Source organism: Curtobacterium sp. AB7 (assembly GCF_044909335.1).
GTDB lineage: Bacteria > Actinomycetota > Actinomycetes > Actinomycetales > Microbacteriaceae > Curtobacterium.
Genome location: NZ_JBIYED010000002.1, coordinates 357,229 through 375,621, shown reverse-complemented (window position 1 = coordinate 375,621; position 18,393 = coordinate 357,229). Strand labels below are relative to the sequence as shown.

At 71.4% G+C, this 18,393-nt stretch carries 18 protein-coding genes; 10 read left to right on the top strand and 8 right to left on the bottom strand.

The genetic code is table 11. The annotated features are described in order from the left end of the window. Window positions 1–412: 412 nt before the first annotated feature. From ABH929_RS07835 to ABH929_RS07810, 6 genes are all read left to right on the top strand, one after another. Window positions 413–1,768 carry an MFS transporter gene (locus ABH929_RS07835; RefSeq protein ID WP_220036387.1) on the top strand — a complete coding sequence of 452 codons (1,356 nt, stop codon included), beginning with the start codon at window positions 413–415 and terminating at the stop codon, window positions 1,766–1,768. Continuing rightward, window positions 1,765–2,106: an L-rhamnose mutarotase gene (locus ABH929_RS07830; protein WP_404560756.1), complete on the top strand. Its 342-nt coding sequence runs from the start codon at window positions 1,765–1,767 to the stop codon at window positions 2,104–2,106. The genes ABH929_RS07835 and ABH929_RS07830 overlap by 4 nt, the downstream gene beginning before the upstream one ends. A 78-nt stretch (window positions 2,107–2,184) precedes the next feature. Next, window positions 2,185–2,442 (top strand): hypothetical protein, encoded by a 258-nt coding sequence (locus ABH929_RS07825; protein ID WP_205462886.1) that lies wholly within the window; start codon window positions 2,185–2,187, stop codon window positions 2,440–2,442. A 23-nt stretch (window positions 2,443–2,465) separates the two neighbouring features. After that, window positions 2,466–2,897: a hypothetical protein gene (locus ABH929_RS07820; protein WP_404560755.1), complete on the top strand. Its 432-nt coding sequence runs from the start codon at window positions 2,466–2,468 to the stop codon at window positions 2,895–2,897. Between the two features lie 75 nt (window positions 2,898–2,972). Further along, window positions 2,973–3,887, top strand: a complete 915-nt coding sequence (locus ABH929_RS07815) for a metallophosphoesterase (RefSeq protein ID WP_404560753.1) — start codon at window positions 2,973–2,975, stop codon at window positions 3,885–3,887. A 225-nt stretch (window positions 3,888–4,112) separates the two neighbouring features. Beyond that, the gene (locus ABH929_RS07810; protein WP_404560752.1) at window positions 4,113–5,174 is read left to right on the top strand and encodes an NADP-dependent oxidoreductase; all 1,062 of its coding nucleotides are present in this window, start codon (window positions 4,113–4,115) and stop codon (window positions 5,172–5,174) included. Window positions 5,175–5,222: 48 nt separating this feature from the next. Here the strand turns inward: ABH929_RS07810 and ABH929_RS07805 are convergent, their stop codons facing one another. Genes ABH929_RS07805 through ABH929_RS07795 form a run of 3 tightly spaced genes read right to left on the bottom strand, consistent with a single transcriptional unit; the run spans window position 5,223 to window position 8,159 of the window. Then, window positions 5,223–6,095, bottom strand: coding sequence for an ABC transporter permease (locus tag ABH929_RS07805; RefSeq protein WP_404560751.1), 873 nt, complete (start codon window positions 6,093–6,095; stop codon window positions 5,223–5,225). Beyond that, entirely contained in the window at window positions 6,082–7,038 is a 957-nt protein-coding gene (locus ABH929_RS07800; RefSeq protein WP_404560750.1) for an ABC transporter ATP-binding protein, read from the bottom strand. The genes ABH929_RS07805 and ABH929_RS07800 overlap by 14 nt, the downstream gene beginning before the upstream one ends. Window positions 7,039–7,082: 44 nt before the next feature. Further along, window positions 7,083–8,159, bottom strand: a complete 1,077-nt coding sequence (locus ABH929_RS07795) for an outer membrane lipoprotein carrier protein LolA (RefSeq protein ID WP_404560749.1) — start codon at window positions 8,157–8,159, stop codon at window positions 7,083–7,085. Between the two features lie 203 nt (window positions 8,160–8,362). On the opposite strand from ABH929_RS07795, the gene ABH929_RS07790 reads away from it, so the two are divergent. Both ABH929_RS07790 and ABH929_RS07785 read left to right on the top strand, forming a co-directional pair. Further along, the gene (locus tag ABH929_RS07790; RefSeq protein ID WP_404560748.1) at window positions 8,363–9,349 is read left to right on the top strand and encodes an Abi family protein; all 987 of its coding nucleotides are present in this window, start codon (window positions 8,363–8,365) and stop codon (window positions 9,347–9,349) included. A 47-nt stretch (window positions 9,350–9,396) separates the two neighbouring features. Beyond that, a complete protein-coding gene (locus ABH929_RS07785; RefSeq protein WP_404560747.1) occupies window positions 9,397–10,866 on the top strand; it encodes an FGGY-family carbohydrate kinase in 1,470 nt (489 codons plus the stop codon). Between the two features lie 139 nt (window positions 10,867–11,005). On the opposite strand, the gene ABH929_RS07780 is transcribed toward ABH929_RS07785, so the two are convergent. Genes ABH929_RS07780 through ABH929_RS07765 form a run of 4 tightly spaced genes read right to left on the bottom strand, consistent with a single transcriptional unit; the run spans window position 11,006 to window position 15,713 of the window. Beyond that, the gene (locus ABH929_RS07780; protein WP_123672440.1) at window positions 11,006–11,488 is read right to left on the bottom strand and encodes a ribose-5-phosphate isomerase; all 483 of its coding nucleotides are present in this window, start codon (window positions 11,486–11,488) and stop codon (window positions 11,006–11,008) included. Continuing rightward, the gene (locus ABH929_RS07775; protein ID WP_404560746.1) at window positions 11,485–13,227 is read right to left on the bottom strand and encodes a dihydroxyacetone kinase family protein; all 1,743 of its coding nucleotides are present in this window, start codon (window positions 13,225–13,227) and stop codon (window positions 11,485–11,487) included. Before ABH929_RS07775 ends, ABH929_RS07780 begins: the two co-directional genes overlap by 4 nt. An 11-nt stretch (window positions 13,228–13,238) precedes the next feature. Next, window positions 13,239–14,555, bottom strand: a complete 1,317-nt coding sequence (locus tag ABH929_RS07770) for an MFS transporter (RefSeq protein WP_404560745.1) — start codon at window positions 14,553–14,555, stop codon at window positions 13,239–13,241. A 27-nt stretch (window positions 14,556–14,582) separates the two neighbouring features. Further along, on the bottom strand, window positions 14,583–15,713 hold the full coding sequence (locus ABH929_RS07765; protein ID WP_123672438.1) for a zinc-binding dehydrogenase: 1,131 nt from the start codon (window positions 15,711–15,713) through the stop codon (window positions 14,583–14,585). A gap of 105 nt (window positions 15,714–15,818) precedes the next feature. On the opposite strand from ABH929_RS07765, the gene ABH929_RS07760 reads away from it, so the two are divergent. Both ABH929_RS07760 and ABH929_RS07755 read left to right on the top strand, forming a co-directional pair. Next, window positions 15,819–16,709, top strand: coding sequence for a GolD/DthD family dehydrogenase (locus ABH929_RS07760; protein WP_404560744.1), 891 nt, complete (start codon window positions 15,819–15,821; stop codon window positions 16,707–16,709). 25 nt (window positions 16,710–16,734) lie between these two features. After that, window positions 16,735–17,697, top strand: coding sequence for a sugar-binding transcriptional regulator (locus ABH929_RS07755; protein WP_111084401.1), 963 nt, complete (start codon window positions 16,735–16,737; stop codon window positions 17,695–17,697). A 79-nt stretch (window positions 17,698–17,776) separates the two neighbouring features. Here the strand turns inward: ABH929_RS07755 and ABH929_RS07750 are convergent, their stop codons facing one another. Beyond that, on the bottom strand, window positions 17,777–18,301 hold the full coding sequence (locus ABH929_RS07750; protein ID WP_123338749.1) for a DinB family protein: 525 nt from the start codon (window positions 18,299–18,301) through the stop codon (window positions 17,777–17,779). Between the last annotated feature and the right edge of the window lie 92 nt (window positions 18,302–18,393).

Below are 18,393 nucleotides of genomic sequence, written 5' to 3'. Positions count from 1 at the left end.
TTCCGGGCGGTGCGCGCCGTGATCTGTGGAAAACGGCGGACGGGAGGCGCGGTGCGGGCTGGACCCGGGCCTCCCGTCCGGTGGGGGCGCAGGTCCACCGCACGGTGCGAGATCGTGGGTGCGGCCGCGCCCGTGCGCCCTCGTCCCCGGCGTCGCACCGTGCGTGCTGCGCCGACGCGTGCGAGGTTGCCCGCTCGGTGCGCGCTTGCAGCGCCGCACGGAGCGTGCAACCTCGCACCGAATGAGCGACCGCGCACCGTGCGGACGCGGGCCCGCCGCACGCGGACGCGGGCCCGCACCGCTCGGCACGGACTCGGACGTACGGGCGGACTTGCCAATGCCCGCCGGAGCGCACTATCGTCTCGCTGTCCCGTTGAAACGATTCACTGACGAACACGCGAACGGAGGACCAATGGCGGTCCGAATCGGAGCCCGGAGCACCACGGGCTGGAAGGCGACCGTCTCGGTCGCCATGTCGAACTACATCGAGTCGGGGTCGATCATCGCGATCGCCACGAGCCTCAGCCTGTGGCAAGCGCAGTTCCACGTCGGCGACCTCGAGGTCGGCCTGCTGGCGAGCCTGTCCGCGAACGCGTTCGGCGCGGCCGCCGGCGCCATCATCGGCGGACCGCTGTGCGACCGCTACGGCCGGAAGTTCATCTACACCTACGACTTGCTGCTGTACATGCTCGGCATCCTGCTCGCGGTCTTCGCCGGCAGCTACGGCATGCTGTTGGTCGGCTTCATCCTGACCGGCATCGCGGTCGGCGCCGGGGTGCCGGCGAGCTGGACCTACATCGCCGAGCAGGCGCCAGCGGACAAGCGCGCCGCCCACGTCGGCACCGCGCAGCTCGCCTGGTCGATCGGCCCGATGGTCGGCTTCGCGCTGGCCATCGCCGCCGCGCCCCTCGGACTGCTCGGCAGCCGGCTCATCTTCGCGCACCTGTTCGTCGTCGCCGCCGTCGTCTGGTGGCTCCGCCGCGGGCTGCCGGAGTCGGCGATCTGGAAGGACGAGCGCGCCGCGACCGGCACCGCGAACTTCTTCCACGGGATCACCCAGCTGTTCAGCCGGCGCCGGAACCTGACCGCGATGCTGTTCCTGTTCGGCGTCTACGCGCTCTGGAACACCGTCGCCGGGCAGGCCGGCATCTTCCAGCCGCGGGTGTACTCGGCCACCGGGGTCACGAGCGTCACCGAGCAGTACGGCCTGCAGATCCTGGTGTGGGGCTGCACCGTCGCCGCGACCTACTTCGGCTTCATGCGCTACGGCGACCGGGTCAGTCGACGGTTGCTCTTCGCCCTCGGCGCGGTGCTCGCGATCGTCGCCTGGGCCGTCCTGATCTACGCACCGGCGAACCTCGGCACGCTGCTGTTCTTCGCCGTGGCGTGGGGCATCTCGTCGGGCATCGGCGCGCAGGCGTTCTACGGCCTCTGGACGAGCGAGCTCTTCGCCACCCGGTACCGGGCCAGTGCGCAGGGTGTGCTCTTCCTCGCCGCGCGGGTCATGGTCGGTCTGCTGAGCATCTGGTTCCCGCTGCTGCTGTCGGACATCGGACTCCGTGCACTCGGCGGACTCATCCTGGGGCTCCTCGCGATGTCGTTCCTGGTCGGGACCATCTGGGCGCCACGCACACAGGGCAAGACGCTCGAGGCGATCGAGGCCGAGCGGTACGGCACCGTGACCACCGTCACCGGTACCGTGCGCACCGCCGACGAGCGCGCCGTGCAGGACGCCGAGCAGCGTCGCCGCGCCGAGGCCGACCGGTGACCCGCGTCTGTTTCCGGCTGCAGGTGCAGGCCGAGCACCTGGACGCCTACCGCGAGCGGCACGCCGCGGTCTGGCCGGCGATGCTCCGGGCGATCGCGTCGGCGGGGCGGCGGAACTACTCCCTGTTCCTCGACGCCGACGGCCTGCTGATCGGCTACTACGAGACCGACTCGGTGGCCGATGCCGACGCGTCGCTCGCGGCCTCCGAGGTCGCGGCCGCGTGGGAGGCGCACATGCAGGACCTGTTCGACGGCGCCACGGGCCGGGCGGACCAGACTGCGCGGGTGCTGCCCGAGGTGTTCAACTTGCAGGACCAGCTGGCCGCCGCCGCAGAGTGAGCCCCGCGCGGACACGAAGCGCTGAACACCTCGAACGGGGAGTCGTGCGCCGTCGGCCCGCAGCCCTACGGTGGCGGGATGCGATTCCTGCGTGGCCGAAACCCGTTCCAGTTCGCCCTCGGTGCCCTCGCGGCGATCGGCGCCGTGATCGTCGTCGTGCGGTGGATCGTGAGCGCCGTCTCGTCACAGACGTACAGCTACGCGTACATCGCGGGCGCCGGTGTCGCGATCGACCTGCCGTTCATCGTGGTCGTCGAGCTCGTCACGATCCTGTCGTTCGTCGGGTGGCTCGTCGTCGGCGCGCTGCACTGGGGGCCGCGGCGCACCGACGGCTGACCACCACGGGTAGCGTCCGGTCCATGGCCGACGTGACCCACGCCGCGGACCTCGGGATCGACCTGTCCGACGGCAAGCCCCAACAGCTCTACCGGTGGTTCCTCGCGAGCATGCTCTTCGGCCGGCCCATCCGGCAGGAGCAGGCGGCGGAGACCTACCGCGTCCTCATCGACCACGGGTTCACCAGCCCTGGGAAGTTCGCGGGCGCCGGACGCGAGCAACTGCGGAGGGTCCTGGACGAGGGCGGCTACGCGCGGTTCGACCACCAGATGACCGATGCCCTGCACGAGACGATGCACACGCTCGACGCCGACGAGGGGTCCGTGTCGCACCTGGTGAAGACCGCGGCCTCGCGGAAGGACCTGCGCGACCGACTCGGCGCGCTCAAGGGGGTCGGCCCGAAGACGATCGAGATCTTCCTGCGGGACATCCCGGACGTGGTGCTGCCGGACTGAGCACGGGTGCTCACGAACCGCTCGCGACCCGCCCAGCCCAGCCCACCCATCGCCCCCGTGGCTACCGTGGACCCCATGCAGCCGCCCGCAGCAGGAACCCTCCGCGTCCTCCACCTCTCCGACACCCACCTGACCGGCGACGGCGCCCTGCACCAGGGATCCGTCGACACCACCGCAGCGCTGGACGGCGTGCTCGCCCACGTCGACGGGGTACCCGGCATCGGCCTCGTCGTCATCTCGGGCGACGTGTCCGAGGACGGCAGCCCCGAGTCCTACGCCGCCGTCCTCGAGCGGGTCGGCGGCTGGGCCGAACGTCACGGCGCTGCCCTCATCGCGGTCCCGGGCAACCACGACCTGCGCGAGGGCTTCCGCCAGGTGCTGTCCAACGGCCACGTCCTCGGCGAGGGCGGCCGCCCCGTCATGCACACGATGGAGTACCACCCGCCGACCGTTCCGGTGTGGGGGCAGTCCCTCGTCGCCGGCCGGAGGATCATCACGGTCGACACGAGCGTGCCGGGTGCCGGCTACGGCGAGCTCAGCGACGCCAGCCTCGAACGGCTCCGCACCGCGCTCGCCGGGGACCACGCCCCGCACGGCACGGTCGTCGTCCTGCACCACCCGCCCCTGCCGGCTCCGACCGAGCTGCACGAGGCGCTCCGGCTGCAGAACCCCGACGCACTCGCCGACGTGATCCGGGGTTCCGACGTGCGCGTGGTCTTGGGCGGGCACTACCACCACCACTTCGCCGGATCGCTGGCAGGCGTCCCGGTCCTCGTCGCCCCCGGGGTCGCGAACGACACGGACGTCATCGGCGCGTACGACGAGGAATCGGCGACCGCCGACAGCGGCGCCCTCGTCGTCGACGTCGCCGAGGACGGTTCCGTCTGGTCGACACCGCTGCGCGTCCCACACCCCGACGCCGACCCGCTCGCGTTCCACCTCGACGCCGAGACCGTCGCGTCCGTCATCGCGGCAGCCGGCAAGCACTGAGCGGCCGGCGTGCAGTGAGCGGCCGGCAAGCGCTGAGCGCGCGACGCGCACCGGGTGCGCGAGCCGCACTGGACGTGCGCGACCGACGGACGGGAGGCCCGTGGCGACGCCGCCACGGGCCTCCCGTCCGCTCGTCGGTTCCGCCCACGGCAGGTACCCCGCCTGCTCGGGCTGCACGCGGGGAAACCGAGTAGGCCGGACCCACACGCCAGCGAAGGAGCACCCATGCGGAACGGCAAGGCAGTCCAGTACGACCGGTACGGCGACTTCAGCGTCGTCGAGCTCGTCCCGCAGGAGAAGCCGGCGGCCGGCCCCGGCGAGATCGTCGTCGAGATCGTCGCCGCCGGGCTGAACCACATCGAGCGCTTCCTGCGCGAGGGGAAGCTCCGGGACCACATCGAGCTCGAGTTCCCGGCACGGCAGGGCGTCGACTTCGCCGGCATCGTCCGGGCGCGGGGCGACGACGTGAAGGACCTGCGGGTGGGCGACGAGGTCATGGGGCACGCGCCGCAGGGCGGCTCGCACGCGAACTGGATCGCGGTGCCGCGTGGTGCCGTCATCAAGAAGCCCGAGTACGTCGGGTGGGAGGTCGCCGGTGGTCTGTACCTGGCCGGGTGCACGGCGGTGTCGGTGGTGCGATCGCTCCGCCTCGGACCGGACGACACGGTCGTCATCACCGCGGCAGCGGGCGGCGTCGGCCACATCGAGAGCCAGCTGGCGCACGACGCCGGTGCGACCGTGATCACCCTCGGTAGTGCGCGCAACCACGACTACCTGCGGCAGATCGGCACGCTGCCGGTCGTGTACGGCGAGGGCGAGGAAGACCGCATCCGTGCGATCGCGGACGGCCGACCGATCACCGCCTTCATCGACAACCACGGGGAGAGCAACGCCGAGCTCCTGGCGGAACGCCTCGGGGTCGGGGACGAGCGCTTCGTGTCCTCGGAGGAACGCCGCGACATCGAGCTCCGGTTCCTACGTGCCCCGGCAGAGGACGAGGAGACCCGGGAGCTCCTGACCCTGCTGGCGAAGGCCTTGCAGGAACGTCGCTTCCAGGTGCTCATCTCGGGCTTCTACCCGTTCGAGTACATCGTCGAGGCGTACGAGGACCTGGCCGAGATGAAGTCACGCGGCAAGGTCGTCATCGGGATGCAGACGGTCGAGACCGGAGCGCGGCTCGACTGGTACCGCTCCGAGAAGGCCCGCGACCTGCGGGACCGCTACGCGGATGCGCGCGGCTCGGAGGCGGAGACGATGGCAGGCGGCTCAGCGACTCCGGCGAGCTGACGGCGGTCGGGTTCGGCGAGCTGACGGCGGTCGGGATCGGCGGTCGGCTCAGCTGAGGATGTCCTTCGAGGCGAACCGGCTGTACGCCAGCGCGCCGAACACGACGACGTAGCCGAGCTGCAGTAGTGCGTTCGACCCGAACGAGTCGAACGAGATCGGGTCGCGGAGCAGGTCGCCGAACCCGAGCCACTGGTGCGAGAACAGGTACGGGTGCAGCCAATCGAGCTGGGGGAGCTGGTCGAGGACCTGGGAGGCCCCGGCCAGCACCACCGTCGCGGCCATCGCCCCGACCGGTACGTTCGTCAGCGTCGACGCGAACATGCCGATCGCCACGAGTCCGAGCATGGACATCGCCACGTAGAGGGCGAGGAGCAGTGCCCGACCGGCGTACGACACTCCGCCGACCTGGGTGCCGGACAGCAGGGTGACCGGACCGATCGGGAACAGCACGGCACCGATCGCCGCACCGACGAGCACGACGAGCAGCGTGGCCGCCAGGCAGAACGCGACCGCCCCGGCGAACTTGACCAGGATGAACCGCACCCGGCCGGTCGGTGCGACGAGCAGGTAGCGGATGGTGCCGTGGCTGGCCTCGCCCGCGACGGTGTCGCCCGCGACCACGCCGACCGTGAGCGGCAGGAACAGCGGGATCGACACCGTCAACGCGGTGAACGCCACGAAGAGGCCGTTGTTGGTGATGTCGCCGAGGAACGCCGGGCCGCCGTCGTCACCGTCGGTCGTCAGCTTCACGGCGACCGCGATCAGGATCGGCACCAGGGCGAGCGCCCCGAGCATCGCCCAGGTGCGGCGACGTCGGAACACCAGTGCGAGTTCGGAGCCGAGCAGTGCGAAGGGACGCTGCCGGCGCGGTGTCTCGGCAGCGGCGTCGGGCAGTGCAGGGGCAGTGTCAGGCAGCGACATCGAAGCCCTCTCCGGTGAGCGCGACGAACAGGTCCTCGAGCGTGCCGCCGCCGACCGTCAGCCCACGGACGCGGACGTCGGCGCGGACGAGTTCGGCGGTGATGGTCTCGGGCAGGACCTCGTGCGGCAGGTCGGCGACCAGGACGTCGGCGCCACCCTCGTGCCGGGGGACGAGCCCGAGCCGGGTCAGCACGCTGCCGGCCTGCCCGACGTCGGGCGTGCGGACCGTCACGGTGCGCGCCCCGGCGGACCGCAGTTCGTCGAGTTCGCCCTGCGCGACGAGCTTGCCGGTGCGCATCACCGCGGCGTGGGTGCAGACCTGCTCGATCTCGGCGAGCAGGTGGCTCGACACGAACACCGTCGTGCCGTCGTCCGCCAGGGACCGGATGAGGTTGCGCACCTCGCGCGTGCCCTGCGGGTCGAGGCCGTTCGTCGGCTCGTCGAGCACCAGCAGGTCGCGCGGGGAGAGCAGGGCGTTCGCCAGGCCCAGTCGCTGCTTCATGCCGAGCGAGTACGCGTGTGCCTTCTTGTCCGCCGCGTGCGTCAGGCCGACCCGGTCGAGGGCGTGGGCCACGCGTGCCTTGCGGGTGCGCGGGTCCGACGTGGGGTCGGCCGCGTCGAAGCGCTGCAGGTTCGCGCGCCCGGACAGGTACGGGTAGAAGGCCGGCCCCTCGACCAGGGCACCGACGCGCGGCAGCACCTGGTGGAGTGCCTTCGGCATCGACTGACCGAGCACCTCGATCGTGCCGCCGGTCGCGCTCGACAGCCCGAGGAGCATCCGGATGGTGGTCGTCTTGCCGGAGCCGTTCGGCCCGAGGAACCCGAACACCGCGCCGCGCGGCACCGACAGGTCGATGCCGTCGACGGCGCGCTGCTTGCGGAAGACCTTCTGGAGGCCCGTGGTGCGGATCGCGAGGTCGGTGTCCGTGGTCGGACGGGTCACGTCCACGGCGGCCGGTTCCGCCGTGGACGCAGGTTCCGGTGCGCTCACTTCGCGGCGGCGACCAGCGACGACACCGGCACGGCGCCGGCGAGGACCCGGCCGTCGTCGGTCAGGTAGACCGACACGAGCGAGGTCTGGACTGCACGGCCGCCGTCGACGGCCTTCGTGAGCTGGCCGAGCAGGCCCGAGGCCTCGTCGCCGAGGGACGACTGGTCCACCGTGCCGGCGGGGAGCTCGGCGATCGTGCCCCAGCCCTCGCCCGTGAAGGTCGGCTCGTCACCGTCGTGCGCTCCGCGGGCGTGGTCGCCCTTCGCGTGCGCTCCGTGCTCGGCGTCGGACAGGTCCTTCTCGGTGACCTTCGCGTTCGACGGGGGCGTGAAGTCGAAGAGCCGTGCGGCCGGTGCGCCGTAGTCGAGGCTCGTGAACCCGACCTGCACTGCGGGGTCGTCCTGCCCGGCGGCCTGGATCGTCGCGCGCAGCGGCAGGCCGGTCTGCTGGTCGACCGCCAGTCGGACGGTGCCGACCAGGGTGTCGGAGGACTTCGGCGTCAGCGTGATCTGCCAGGCGTCGTGACCCGCGACGCTGACCTCGGTCGGCTTCGAGACCGTGGTGCTCGGGGTGATGGCGTCGATGGCCTGCTCGGCGATGTCGGTCGGCGTGGTGGTTCCGTCCTGCGGGTCCTTCGCCGAGTCGGAGGGGAGGGTCACGTGGGTGGCCGTGCGCTCCTTCGAGTCCCAGGTCCAGACCTCGGACCCGTTGCGGACCACGTCCTGCTCGGCGAGCTGCTGCGTCAACTGCACGCGCTGCTTGTCGGCGCCGTCGACGTACACGCGGGCGGTGTGCGACGAGGTGAGCAGCCCGAGCACGTCCGAGGCGTCGCCCTCGAGCGAGGAGCCGCCGGAGCCGGTCGGCAGTTCGGGGAGCCCGAGGTCGCTCGACTGCGTGAGCTTGCCGGAGTACTGCGCGTCCGACGACTTCGCGATGCTGGCGATGACGTCGGCCGCGGTCGGGTTCGTCCCCGCGATCGGGTCGTTCGCGGCGTTCGCGATCATCGGGGCGGCGACGGCGCCGGCGACGACCACCGGCGCGATGACTGCTGGCAGCCAGGCTGACTTCTTCATCGGGTTCCCCTCGTGGAGCATCGGAGTCGTGAGTACGGTACGTCCGGCCCCCGACAGGACGCTGGGCGTCTCGACTGGGGAGAACATGTTGTCCACACTCGTTCATCGGACCCCACCGCGTCGTCGACCTCGGGTATGATCGAACCCATCACGATCAGCCCGTCGCCATTCGGCCCGGGCTGATTTTCTTTTCACCTGGGGGTGTGGTGGTCGAGTACTCGAAGCCCTGGCTCACGCTGGATCAGCAGGTCGAGCAGCTTCGCAGCCGTGGGCTCGTCGTCGAGTCCCACCGGGCGGCTGCCGAGCTGCTCGACCGAGTCGGTCACTACCGCCTGACGGGCTACCTCCACCCGCTCCGACAGCCCGATTCCGTTGATGGTGGATGCGAGGTCGCGGGGCACATCTCGCTGCGTGAGACGTACCGAACCGGAGCGTCGATCGTGTACGCCCGTTCCCTGATGGACTACGACCGCGCGCTGCGGCTCCTCGTGCTCGACGGAGTCGAGCGGATCGAGGTCGCCGTACGCACCAAGATCGCCCACGTGCTCGGCCGGAACGGACCGTTCGCGCATCGGGATCCGGTCTCGTTCACTCCGTCGTTCCTCCAGGTGGGCGAAGCGGGAACGAGCGGTCACGAACGATGGATCGAGCGGGTGCGCGCCCGGCAGGACCGATCGGACGAGGTCTTCGTCGCGCACTTCCGGACCAGGTACGACGGACAGCTGCCGGTCTGGGCGATGACCGAGATCCTGGAGTTCGGACAGGTCGCCCGACTGTACGGCGGTCTCTCGAACGTGCTCGGGACGGAGATCGCGATGGCGCTCGGAGCGCCGTCGAAGCGTGTCCTCGGCAGCTGGCTCGCCTCGATCAACTACGTCCGGAACGTCGCGGCGCATCACGCCAGGCTGTTCAACCGCAAGCTCGTGGTTGCTCCGAAACGCCCCGCGAACGTTCCCGAGTTCGACCACCTTCGACGAACCGAACACGCGAAGGTGGTGTTCGGGGTCTACGGAGTGTTGGTGGTCATGGCCTTCCTGCTGCGTCGGATCGATGCTGACTGCGCGTGGCGTGAGCGCGCCACCGCCCTGCTCCACGGCTTCCCCGACGTTCCGGGTATGAGCACTGCGGATCTCGGCGCGCCGGAGCGCTGGGATCTGGAGTCGATCTGGCGGCCCGCGGAAGGTTCGTAGACTCGGGACGCGACCGACGGCGGTCGTGTGGCGGCGAAGGAGGCGGCATGCGGGCGGTGCTCGGTCTGGACATCGGGACGTCGAGCACGAAGGCGCTGCTGGCCCGGTTCGACGGCACCGTGATCGCCGAGGTGAGCCGCCGACACGACGTCGACCGTCCTACCCAGGGCCTGGTCGAGATGGACGCGGCCGTGTGGTGGGACGAGTTCACGACGTTGACGCACGAGCTCCTCGCGCTCGTCCCCGATGCCGTCGTGCAGGCGGTGGGCGTGAGCGGCATCGGCCCCTGCGTCCTGCTGACCGACGACGCAGGCGATCCGCTGCGCCCGGCGGTCCTGTACGGCGTCGACACCCGGACCGCCGACCTGCTCGACGAGGTGACCGCGGAACTCGGCGGCGAGGACGCGATCCGGGCACGCTGCGGCTCTGCACTGAGCACCCAGGCCGCCGGGGCGAAGCTCGCCTGGATCGCCCGGCACGAGCCCGACGTCTGGGCGCGGGCGGTCCGGTTCACGATGCCGGCGTCACGCGTGGTGGAGCTGCTGACGGGCGAGTACGTCCTCGACCACCACTCGGCCAGCCAGACCACCCCGCTCTACGACGTCCACGAGAACGCGTGGATCCCGGAGTGGTGCGAGCAGCTCGCGCCCGGCCTGCCGCTGCCGCGGTTGCTGTGGTCGGGTGACCAGGCGGGCGTGGTGACGCGCGAGGCGGCCGCGGCCACGGGCCTCCCGGTCGGCATCCCCGTGACGGCCGGCACCATCGACGCGTGGGCGGAGGGCGTGAGCGTCGGGGAGTCCGTGCCGGGCCGGATGTTCCTGCAGTACGGCACCACGATGTTCATGATCGCGCCGACCGCCGAGCCGACGCCGGTGCCGGGCATGTGGACGACGGTCGGGACGCACCCGGGACAGCCGAGCGTGTCGGGTGGGATGGCGACCTCCGGGGCGATCACCGACTGGTTGCGACGGCTGGTCGACGGCGAGTGGCCGACCATGCTCGAAGAGGCACGGTGCGCCGGGATCGGCGCGAACGGGCTGCTGATGCTGCCGTACTTCGCGGGAGAGCGGACGCCCATCGCCGATCCGGACGCGCGTGGAGTGATCGCCGGGCTGACGGTGCGGCACACGCGTGGGGACATCTACCGGGCGACGCTCGAGGCGACGGCCTACGCGGTCCGGCACAACATCGAGGTGCTGCGTGCGGCCGGGGTCGAGGTCCGCGAGCTCGTCGGGGCGGGCGGTGGGTTGCTCGGACGGCTCTGGCCGACGATCGTGAGCGACGTGACCGGGCTGCGGCAGACGGTGCCGTCGGTGACCGTGGGGGCGTCGTACGGGTCGGCGTTCTTGGCAGCAGCGCTCGTGGCCGACGTCGACATCCGGCAGTGGAACCCGCCGGCCACCGTCATCGAGCCCGACCCCGTCGCAGCCGCCGCCTACGAGCCGGGGTACCGCGACTACCGCGAGCTCTACGAGGCGACGAAGGCCGTCGTGCACCGCTTGGCCGCGCGCAGCTGAGGTGGCGCGACCGCGGCGCGCACAACCGAAGTGAGCCCGAACCGCGCGATCACGTGGCTCGGGCTCACGTTGGTTGTGCAGAACGGTTGCGCGCCGCGCCGCGCCGCGCCGGTCCGCGCCGCTGCGCGCCGCGCGGCGCCTAGGCCGGGGCGTCGACGCCTGCCGGCGCGCTGCCGTCGTACTCGCAGATGGCCTGGACCTTCGACGCGCTCGCGCTGGAGCGGTCGAACTCGTAGCCCAACCACTCCTTCGCCATCCGGCGGGCGACCTCGACGCCGACGACGCGCTGGCCCATGCAGAGGACCTGGGCGTCGTTCGACAGGACCGAACGCTCGACACTGAACGAGTCGTGCGCGGTGACGGCCCGGATGCCGGGGACCTTGTTCGCCGCGATCGCGACACCGAGTCCGGTGCCGCAGATCAGGATCGCGCGGTCCGCCTCACCCGACGCGACGAGTCGCGCTGCGTCGACGGCAACGTGCGGGTACGCGGTGTGCCCGTCCGCGTCGACGCCGACGTCGACGACCGACGCCACCCGCGGGTCTGCCTGCAGGTCCTGCTTGATGATCTCCTTGTAGTCGAACCCGGCATCGTCGGACCCGATCACGAGACGGTACGTCATACGTGTGTTCCTTCCAGTTCGTTCGCACGGGCAGCGAGGACCTCGCCGACCCGCGTGAGGATCATCCCCATCGAGGTGGCACCCGCGTCGGGTGTCCCCAGGCTCTTCTCCGCCAGCGGCCGGGCACGCCCGACCTTCGGCGTGAGGTCGGCTGTCTTGTCGGCCTCGTCACGAGCGACTTCCGCTGCAGCCTGCCACGCGTCGGTGAGCGAGGAACCAGCCGAGACCGAGGTCCGCAGTGCGTCGACGAACGGCAGCAGTGCGTCGAGCAGCGTCTTGTCCCCACGGGACGCCCCGCCCAGGTGGACGATCGAATCGGCGAAGGCCTGCGCGGCCTCGACGACGTCGGACGCCTCGTACGCGGAACGGTCGTCGCGCAGCGACCGGCCGAAGGCCTCGAGTGCCGCACCCCACAGGACGCCGGAGGTGCCGCCCGCGAACTCGGCCCACGCGTCACCGGCGCGTCCGAGGACGAAGGCGACCCCTGCCTCCCGGCCGACCCGGTCGACCGCCCTGCGGGCTGCACCGATCCCCTTGACCATGCCGCGTCCGTGGTCGCCGTCGCCGGCGACCGCGTCGATGCGGCCGAGTTCCTCCTCGTGCTCGCGCAGGAGCGCGTCGATCGCCGCGATCGCGTCGCGTGCCGTCTGCGCGGCCTGCCGGGAGGCATCACTCGCGTCCGGCACGACCGTCGCCTCGTCCTCGGCGTCGTCCACGGCGTCGGCCGGCAGCAACGCTGCGATCGGCGCCGCCGCCTTGCGGTACGCGGGCGTGTAGGTGTCGGCGCGCCACAGGGCGTCGAGCTCGTCGTCGAGCCACTGCAGGGTCAGCGAGCAGCCGCCCATGTCGAGGCTCGTGACGAGTTCGCCGACCTCGGGTTCGACGATCTCGAGGCCGGCATCGCGCAGCAGCGGGAGCACGCGGCCCCAGAGCAGGAACAGTTCCTCGTACTTGGTGTCGCCGAGGCCGTTGAGGATCGGGGCGACCCGGGTGCCCGCGTTCGCCGGTCGGTCGGCGAGCAGCCGTTCGACGAGCAGCGCCGCGAGGTCGGTCGCGCGGAGCAGTGGGACGTCCTCGATGCCGGGCTCGCCGTGGATGCCGAGCCCGAGTCCGAGGTGGCCGTCGGGCACCGTGAAGAGCGGCTCGGTCGCGCCGGGCATCGTGCACCCGGAGAACGCGACACCGATCGTGCGGGTCGCCACGTTCGATGCGTTGCCGAGGCGCTCGACCTCGTCGAGGTCCGCGCCCGCGGCGGCGGCCGCACCCATCGCCTTGAAGACCGAGAAGTCCCCGGCGATGCCACGGCGCTTCGACTCCTCGTCGGCGCTCGCGATGTCGTCCGTGACCACGACGATCCGGGTGTCGATGCCCTCGGCGCGCAGCCGCTCGGCGGCGAGCCCGAAGTTCATCGTGTCGCCGGCGTAGTTGCCGAACGACAGCACGACGCCCTTCCCCTGGTCGGCGGCCTTGGCGACCGAGTACACCTGCGCGGTGGACGGCGAGGTGAAGACGTTCCCGACGACGGCGCCGGTGGCGAACCCCGGGCCGACGATCCCGCAGAACGCGGGGTAGTGGCCGGAGCCGCCGCCGACGACCACCGCGACCTGCGGGTCGGCGCCCTCGGTGGGCAGGGTGACGACGCCGCCGTGGACGCCGCGGACGCGGTCGGCGTAGAGCGCGAGCCAGCCGGCGAGCTGGTCCTCGGCGAACTCGTCGGGGGCGTCGTGGATCGTGGTCATGCTGGAGTCCTTCAGTGGGAGGTACGGGTGCCCTGCGGCACCTTGAGGAAGTGGATCATCACGAACGCGCAGGCGTACAGGCCGACGAACGTCCAGGTCGCGGCCTGACCGCCACCGCCGAGCGCGAAGACCGCGGCGACCACACCGGTGCCGAGGAACGCCGCTCCACCGGCCGCCGTCGTGTACATCGCCATCGCGGCGCCCTTGTGCTCGGGGGCGAGCGCCGGCATGATCGCGCCCATCGGCACGAAGCCGGCGAGCAGGCAACCGAACACGCAACCGGCGACGACGGAGAGCACGTAGCCCCAGTCCGACCCGGCGGGGACGAGCTGCGGGACGTACCACCAGGCGATGAGGCCGAGGGCGGACCCGACGATGCCGAACCACTTGACGGTGCGCTGCCAGCCGATCTTGTCGCCGACCCAGCCGAACAGGGCGTTCACCAGGATGTTCGTCGCGTAGACGCACACGGTCATGAGCAGCCAGCGGCTCTGGCCCCACCCGCGCTCGTTCGCGATCACGGCGGGCAGGACGACGAACATGCCGAACTCGGGCGCGGTGTTGATCAGGCGGACCAGGAAGCCCATCAGGATCTTCGGCCGGGTGACGGTGAGGCGGATGCCGCTCGTCAGCACCTGCCAGGCGCTCTCACCGGCCGGGGCGATGCGGGAGAACCCGTTCGGCAGCCGGACGCCGAACAGCATGATGAGGAAGCCGATCACGACCAGGCCGATCGAGGCGACCATCGCGCCGGTCTCACCGATCGTGCCGCCGCCGAACACCGGGATGGCACCGATCGCGAAGAGGGAACCGAGCGTCGGCAGGCCACCCGTGAAGGCGACGTAGAACCAGCCGACGGCCGAACCGTTCCGCTCGACCGGCGTGGTGATGTTCACCCAGACCAGGAACGCGAAGGCGAAGAGCGGGTAGCCGAAGCCCCGGACGGCGTAGGCGACGGCCGCGAACGGCACGCTGCCCATGTTCAGCGCGAGCAGGAACAGCACCTCGAAGACGACCCAGACGGCGAACCCGAGGATCATCACCCGGCGCGGCCCGATCAGGTCGGAGAGGGCGCCGGAGACGTAGCTGCCGATCAGGGCGGCGAGGCTGTAGAAGGTCACGATGGTCGCGACGGTGGCCTCGGGGCTGCCGAGGACCGCGACCATGTGCGGGGTGATGAAGTTCGACTCGACGCCGTTCCCGGTCATGAAGACCAGGACCGCGACGAACCCGAGGGCGAGCGGGCGGGGGATCCCCATCCGGTCGAGGCGGCCCTCGGCGCGGGGGGTCGTGGGCGCACCGGTGGCGCGCTGTGTCGTCGTTGACATGCTTGCTGACTCCAGGGGTCGGCGGGCTCAGGCCTGCAGGGACGGGAGGATCGAGACCTTGACGCTCGCGCCGGCGGAGTCGCCGACCAGGTCGAGGGCCTCTTGGAACCGCTCGAGCGGGAACTGGTGCGTGCAGATCTCCGACATCGGCAGGGTCTCGGCCTCGAGCAGCTTGATCGCCGCCGGCCAGGTGTGCGGGCCGAGGTGGGCACCCCGGACGTCGAGCTCCTTGTCGTCCGAGATGATCGACCAGTCGACGGAGACGGCGTCCTTGAACACCGAGTACTCGACGAAGGTGCCGAGCTTGCGCAGCAGGTTGAGGCCCTGCGGGACCGCGGACGGGTGGCCGGTCGCCTCGATGTAGACGTCGGCGCCGTACCCGTCGGTGAGCTCCTTGACCCGGGCGACCGCGTCGTCCTCGGCGATGTTGATCGTCAGGTCCGCGCCGACCTTGCGGGCCAGCTCGAGCTTCGCCTCGACCACGTCGAGCGCGATGATCCGGAGCGGGTTCTTCTGTCGAGCACCGGCGATCGCGGAGAGGCCGATCGGTCCGGCGCCGGCGATCACGACGGTGTCGCCGAACTTGATGTCGCCGCGCTCGACGGCGTGGAACGCGCAGGACAGCGGCTCGGCGAACGCGGCGACCTGACCGGGCAGGGCGCTCGACACCGGGTGGGTCAGGGCCTTGGCGGGGACGAGCACGTACTCGGCCATCGCGCCGTCGTAGCCCTTGAAACCGAACATGTCGTGGACGTTGCACATCCAGTACGCGCCCTCGAGGCAGTAGCGGCACTCCCAGCACGGCACGATCTGCTCGCACGCGATGCGGTCGCCGAGCGAGACCTTCCGCTTCGCCAGGGTGTCGTCGTCGCCGGACACGATGGTGCCGACGAATTCGTGCCCGGGGATGCGGTCCGTTTCGGCCCAGGCGGCGCGGTTCTCGTCACCCCAGAACTTCGCGGCGCCGTGGTAGCACTTCAGGTCGCTCGCGCAGATGCCGACGGCGTCGGTGCGGAGGAGGAGCTCGCCGGGGCCGGGCGTCGGTACGGGGCGTTCCTCGAGCCGGTAGTCGCCCGGGCCGTGGACGACGACGGCTCGCATCGTCGTGGGGATGGTCGTGGTGGCGGTCGTGGCCGCGTTCTCGGTCGTCGTCGACATGCGCTGCTCCTTCGTTGGATGGCTTCGGCGACGACTGTACACCTCGCAGAACGTTTGTCCAGAACACAATTTCTGGTACGTTCGACCCGACGCAAAGGAGCGAACATGACGACCAGCACCACCACCGACTTCGCCGCAGCCCTGCGCTCGGGCCCGGACACCGTCGACCTGGCGAACGACTTCACCGGCCGCACCGCGGTGGTGACCGGCGGCGCCTCCGGCATCGGGAACGCCATCGCTCGGGCGCTCGCCGCACGGGGTGCGCGGGTCGCGATCGTCGACGTCCGTGCGGACGGCGCCACCACGGCGGCGGCCGATCTGCCGGACGCGACCGACGCACCGGCCGCGACCGACGCACCGGACGCGACCGACGCACCTGGCGCGGCCGAGGCGCCGGGCGCGGCCACGGGCCTCCATGCCGGGTTCGGCTGCGACGTGACGGACGAGACGTCCGTGGCGCGCACCGTCGCCGACGTGGTCGCACACTTCGGTCGTGTCGACGTGCTCGTCAACTGCGCCGGGATCGCCGCGCTCGCTCCGGCGGACGAACTGTCCGCCGAGACCTGGTCGAGGACGATCGACGTCAACCTGACGGGCACCTTCCGCGTCGCCCAGGCCGCCGGTCGGCACATGCTCGCCGCCGGGTACGGGCGCGTGGTGAACATCGCCTCGCAGGCCGCGCACGTGGGCATCGACGGGCACGCCGCCTACTGCGCCTCGAAGGCGGGCGTCATCGGACTCACCCGGGTCCTCGCGCTCGAGTGGGGCGGTCGCGGCGTCACCGTCAACACCGTGTCGCCGACCGTCGTGCTCACCGACCTCGGCCGTGCCGCGTGGGCGAACGAGAACGGCATCCGGCACCAGGACGAGATCCCCACCGGCCGCTTCGCCACTCCCGACGAGATCGCCGCCGCGGTGCTGTTCCTGGCGGGGGAGTCGAGCGCCATGGTGAACGGCGCCGACCTCCGGGTGGACGGCGGGTTCACGATCCGCTGAGGTGTGCCAGGGATACGATCGGCGCATGTCCGCCGAGAACCCTGCCGCCGAGGGTGCCCGGACCCGGTTCCCGCTCGACACCGTGTACCAGGCGGCGCGGATGTACTACCTCGAGGACGCCACCCAGGTCGAGATCGCGTCGCGCCTCGGTGTCTCGCGTCCGACGGTGTCGCGGCTCGTGGCCGAGGCGCGCAAAGCCGGACTCGTCCGCATCGAGGTCGTCGACCCGTTCCAGGACGAGACCGTCGCGCTCGCCGAACGGCTGCAGGTCGTGCTCGGCATCCGAGCGGTGCACCTGGCCGCCGTCACGCACACCGCCACGCTCGGCGCCGACCTCGCCGCACCCCTGGCCGCTGCGGTCGAGGGCATGGGACTCGTCCCGGGTGACGCCGTCCTGATGTCGTCGGGCCGCACGGTGTACGACGTCGCACACGCCGGGATGCCGAGCCTGCCCGGCGTGCAGCTCGTCCCGACGGTGGGCGGCCAGGCCGACCCGATGCCGTGGTTCCAGACGAACGAGATCACCCGGACCGCCGCGGAGCACTCCGGAGCGATCCCCGCCTTCCTGTTCGCGCAGGCGCTGCCGTCGCCCGCGATGCGGTCCTCGCTCGACGAGGACCCGGCCTTCCAGCACGTCGTCGGGCTCTGGGGTCGGGCGAAGGGTGCGATCCTCGGCATCGGGGCCCCGACCCCGACACGCGATGCGCTGGCACGGGGCGTCCCCGTCGAGGACGCCGCGTTCGACCACGCCGCTGGTGACGTCTGCCTCAACTTCTACGCCGCGGACGGCTCGCCCATCGAGTTCCCCGGCAGCGACCGGATGGTCCGGACCTCGCGCGAGGTCCTGTCCGGTGTGCCGCACGCCGTCGGCGTCGCCGTCGGCAGTGCCAAGGTCGGCAGCATCGTCGGCGCGGTGCGCGGGGGACTCGTCAACGAGCTGGTGTCGGACGCCGCGACGGCCCGCGCCCTGCTCGACGCGCTCGCCTGAGCGGTCTGCCGCGACCACGAGGCGGACGGGAGGCGCGGGGCGGCGCCGCCCCGCGCCTCCCGTCCGCCCGTCGCCGCGTCTAGTGCGTGCGCCGCACGTCCCAGAGGTGGTGGACGGGGTCGTGCGCGTAGTAGGTGGCAAGCGTCGCGACGGTGAAGGCGCTGCCGTCCGACCGCAGCCCGGTGCGCTCGAGCTGGTCGTCACGGACCTCGTCGAACGCCCGCGCTGCCCGGTGTGCGGCCTCGCCGAGCTCCCGGACGACGACGGCCGGGTCTTGCTCGCCGTACCGGTCCTGGACCGCGGTGGCGTCCTGGTCCCAGTTCGGGAACGTCGGGGCGTCCTCGGCGAGCATCAGGGCGAGCCGCTCGGTCATCTTCCGGTGCACGTCGCGCACGTGGGCGCCGTACTCGAGTGCCGACCAGGTGTGGTCGTCGGGACGCTCACGCACGTCATCCCGGCCGAGTTCGGTCGGCCACGCGGTCGTGTTCGCGTCGATGATCCCCGGCACGTCGCGGATCGACACCGTGGTGCCGTCGTAGCCGCACTCGGGGCAGGTGCCCTCGATGACCCAGGTCCAGCTCTTCGTCTCGGGTTCGATCGCCATGCGCCGATGTTATGTCCTCGTTACTCAGCCTTGCGGATCCGCAGACGCATGCGGATCGGGCTCCACCCCCATTCGGGTGACACGCCATTGCC

Coding starts and splice junctions, on each gene's coding strand:
- ABH929_RS07755 (WP_111084401.1), top strand. CDS start 16,735: ATGTCCGCCGAGAACCCTGCCGCCGAGGGTGCCCGGACCCGGTTCCCG.
- ABH929_RS07780 (WP_123672440.1), bottom strand. CDS start 11,488: ATGACGTACCGTCTCGTGATCGGGTCCGACGATGCCGGGTTCGACTAC.
- ABH929_RS07820 (WP_404560755.1), top strand. CDS start 2,466: ATGGCCGACGTGACCCACGCCGCGGACCTCGGGATCGACCTGTCCGAC.
- ABH929_RS07815 (WP_404560753.1), top strand. CDS start 2,973: ATGCAGCCGCCCGCAGCAGGAACCCTCCGCGTCCTCCACCTCTCCGAC.
- ABH929_RS07760 (WP_404560744.1), top strand. CDS start 15,819: ATGACGACCAGCACCACCACCGACTTCGCCGCAGCCCTGCGCTCGGGC.
- ABH929_RS07765 (WP_123672438.1), bottom strand. CDS start 15,713: ATGTCGACGACGACCGAGAACGCGGCCACGACCGCCACCACGACCATC.
- ABH929_RS07810 (WP_404560752.1), top strand. CDS start 4,113: ATGCGGAACGGCAAGGCAGTCCAGTACGACCGGTACGGCGACTTCAGC.
- ABH929_RS07750 (WP_123338749.1), bottom strand. CDS start 18,301: ATGGCGATCGAACCCGAGACGAAGAGCTGGACCTGGGTCATCGAGGGC.
- ABH929_RS07805 (WP_404560751.1), bottom strand. CDS start 6,095: ATGTCGCTGCCTGACACTGCCCCTGCACTGCCCGACGCCGCTGCCGAG.
- ABH929_RS07770 (WP_404560745.1), bottom strand. CDS start 14,555: ATGTCAACGACGACACAGCGCGCCACCGGTGCGCCCACGACCCCCCGC.
- ABH929_RS07775 (WP_404560746.1), bottom strand. CDS start 13,227: ATGACCACGATCCACGACGCCCCCGACGAGTTCGCCGAGGACCAGCTC.
- ABH929_RS07825 (WP_205462886.1), top strand. CDS start 2,185: ATGCGATTCCTGCGTGGCCGAAACCCGTTCCAGTTCGCCCTCGGTGCC.
- ABH929_RS07835 (WP_220036387.1), top strand. CDS start 413: ATGGCGGTCCGAATCGGAGCCCGGAGCACCACGGGCTGGAAGGCGACC.
- ABH929_RS07785 (WP_404560747.1), top strand. CDS start 9,397: ATGCGGGCGGTGCTCGGTCTGGACATCGGGACGTCGAGCACGAAGGCG.
- ABH929_RS07795 (WP_404560749.1), bottom strand. CDS start 8,159: ATGAAGAAGTCAGCCTGGCTGCCAGCAGTCATCGCGCCGGTGGTCGTC.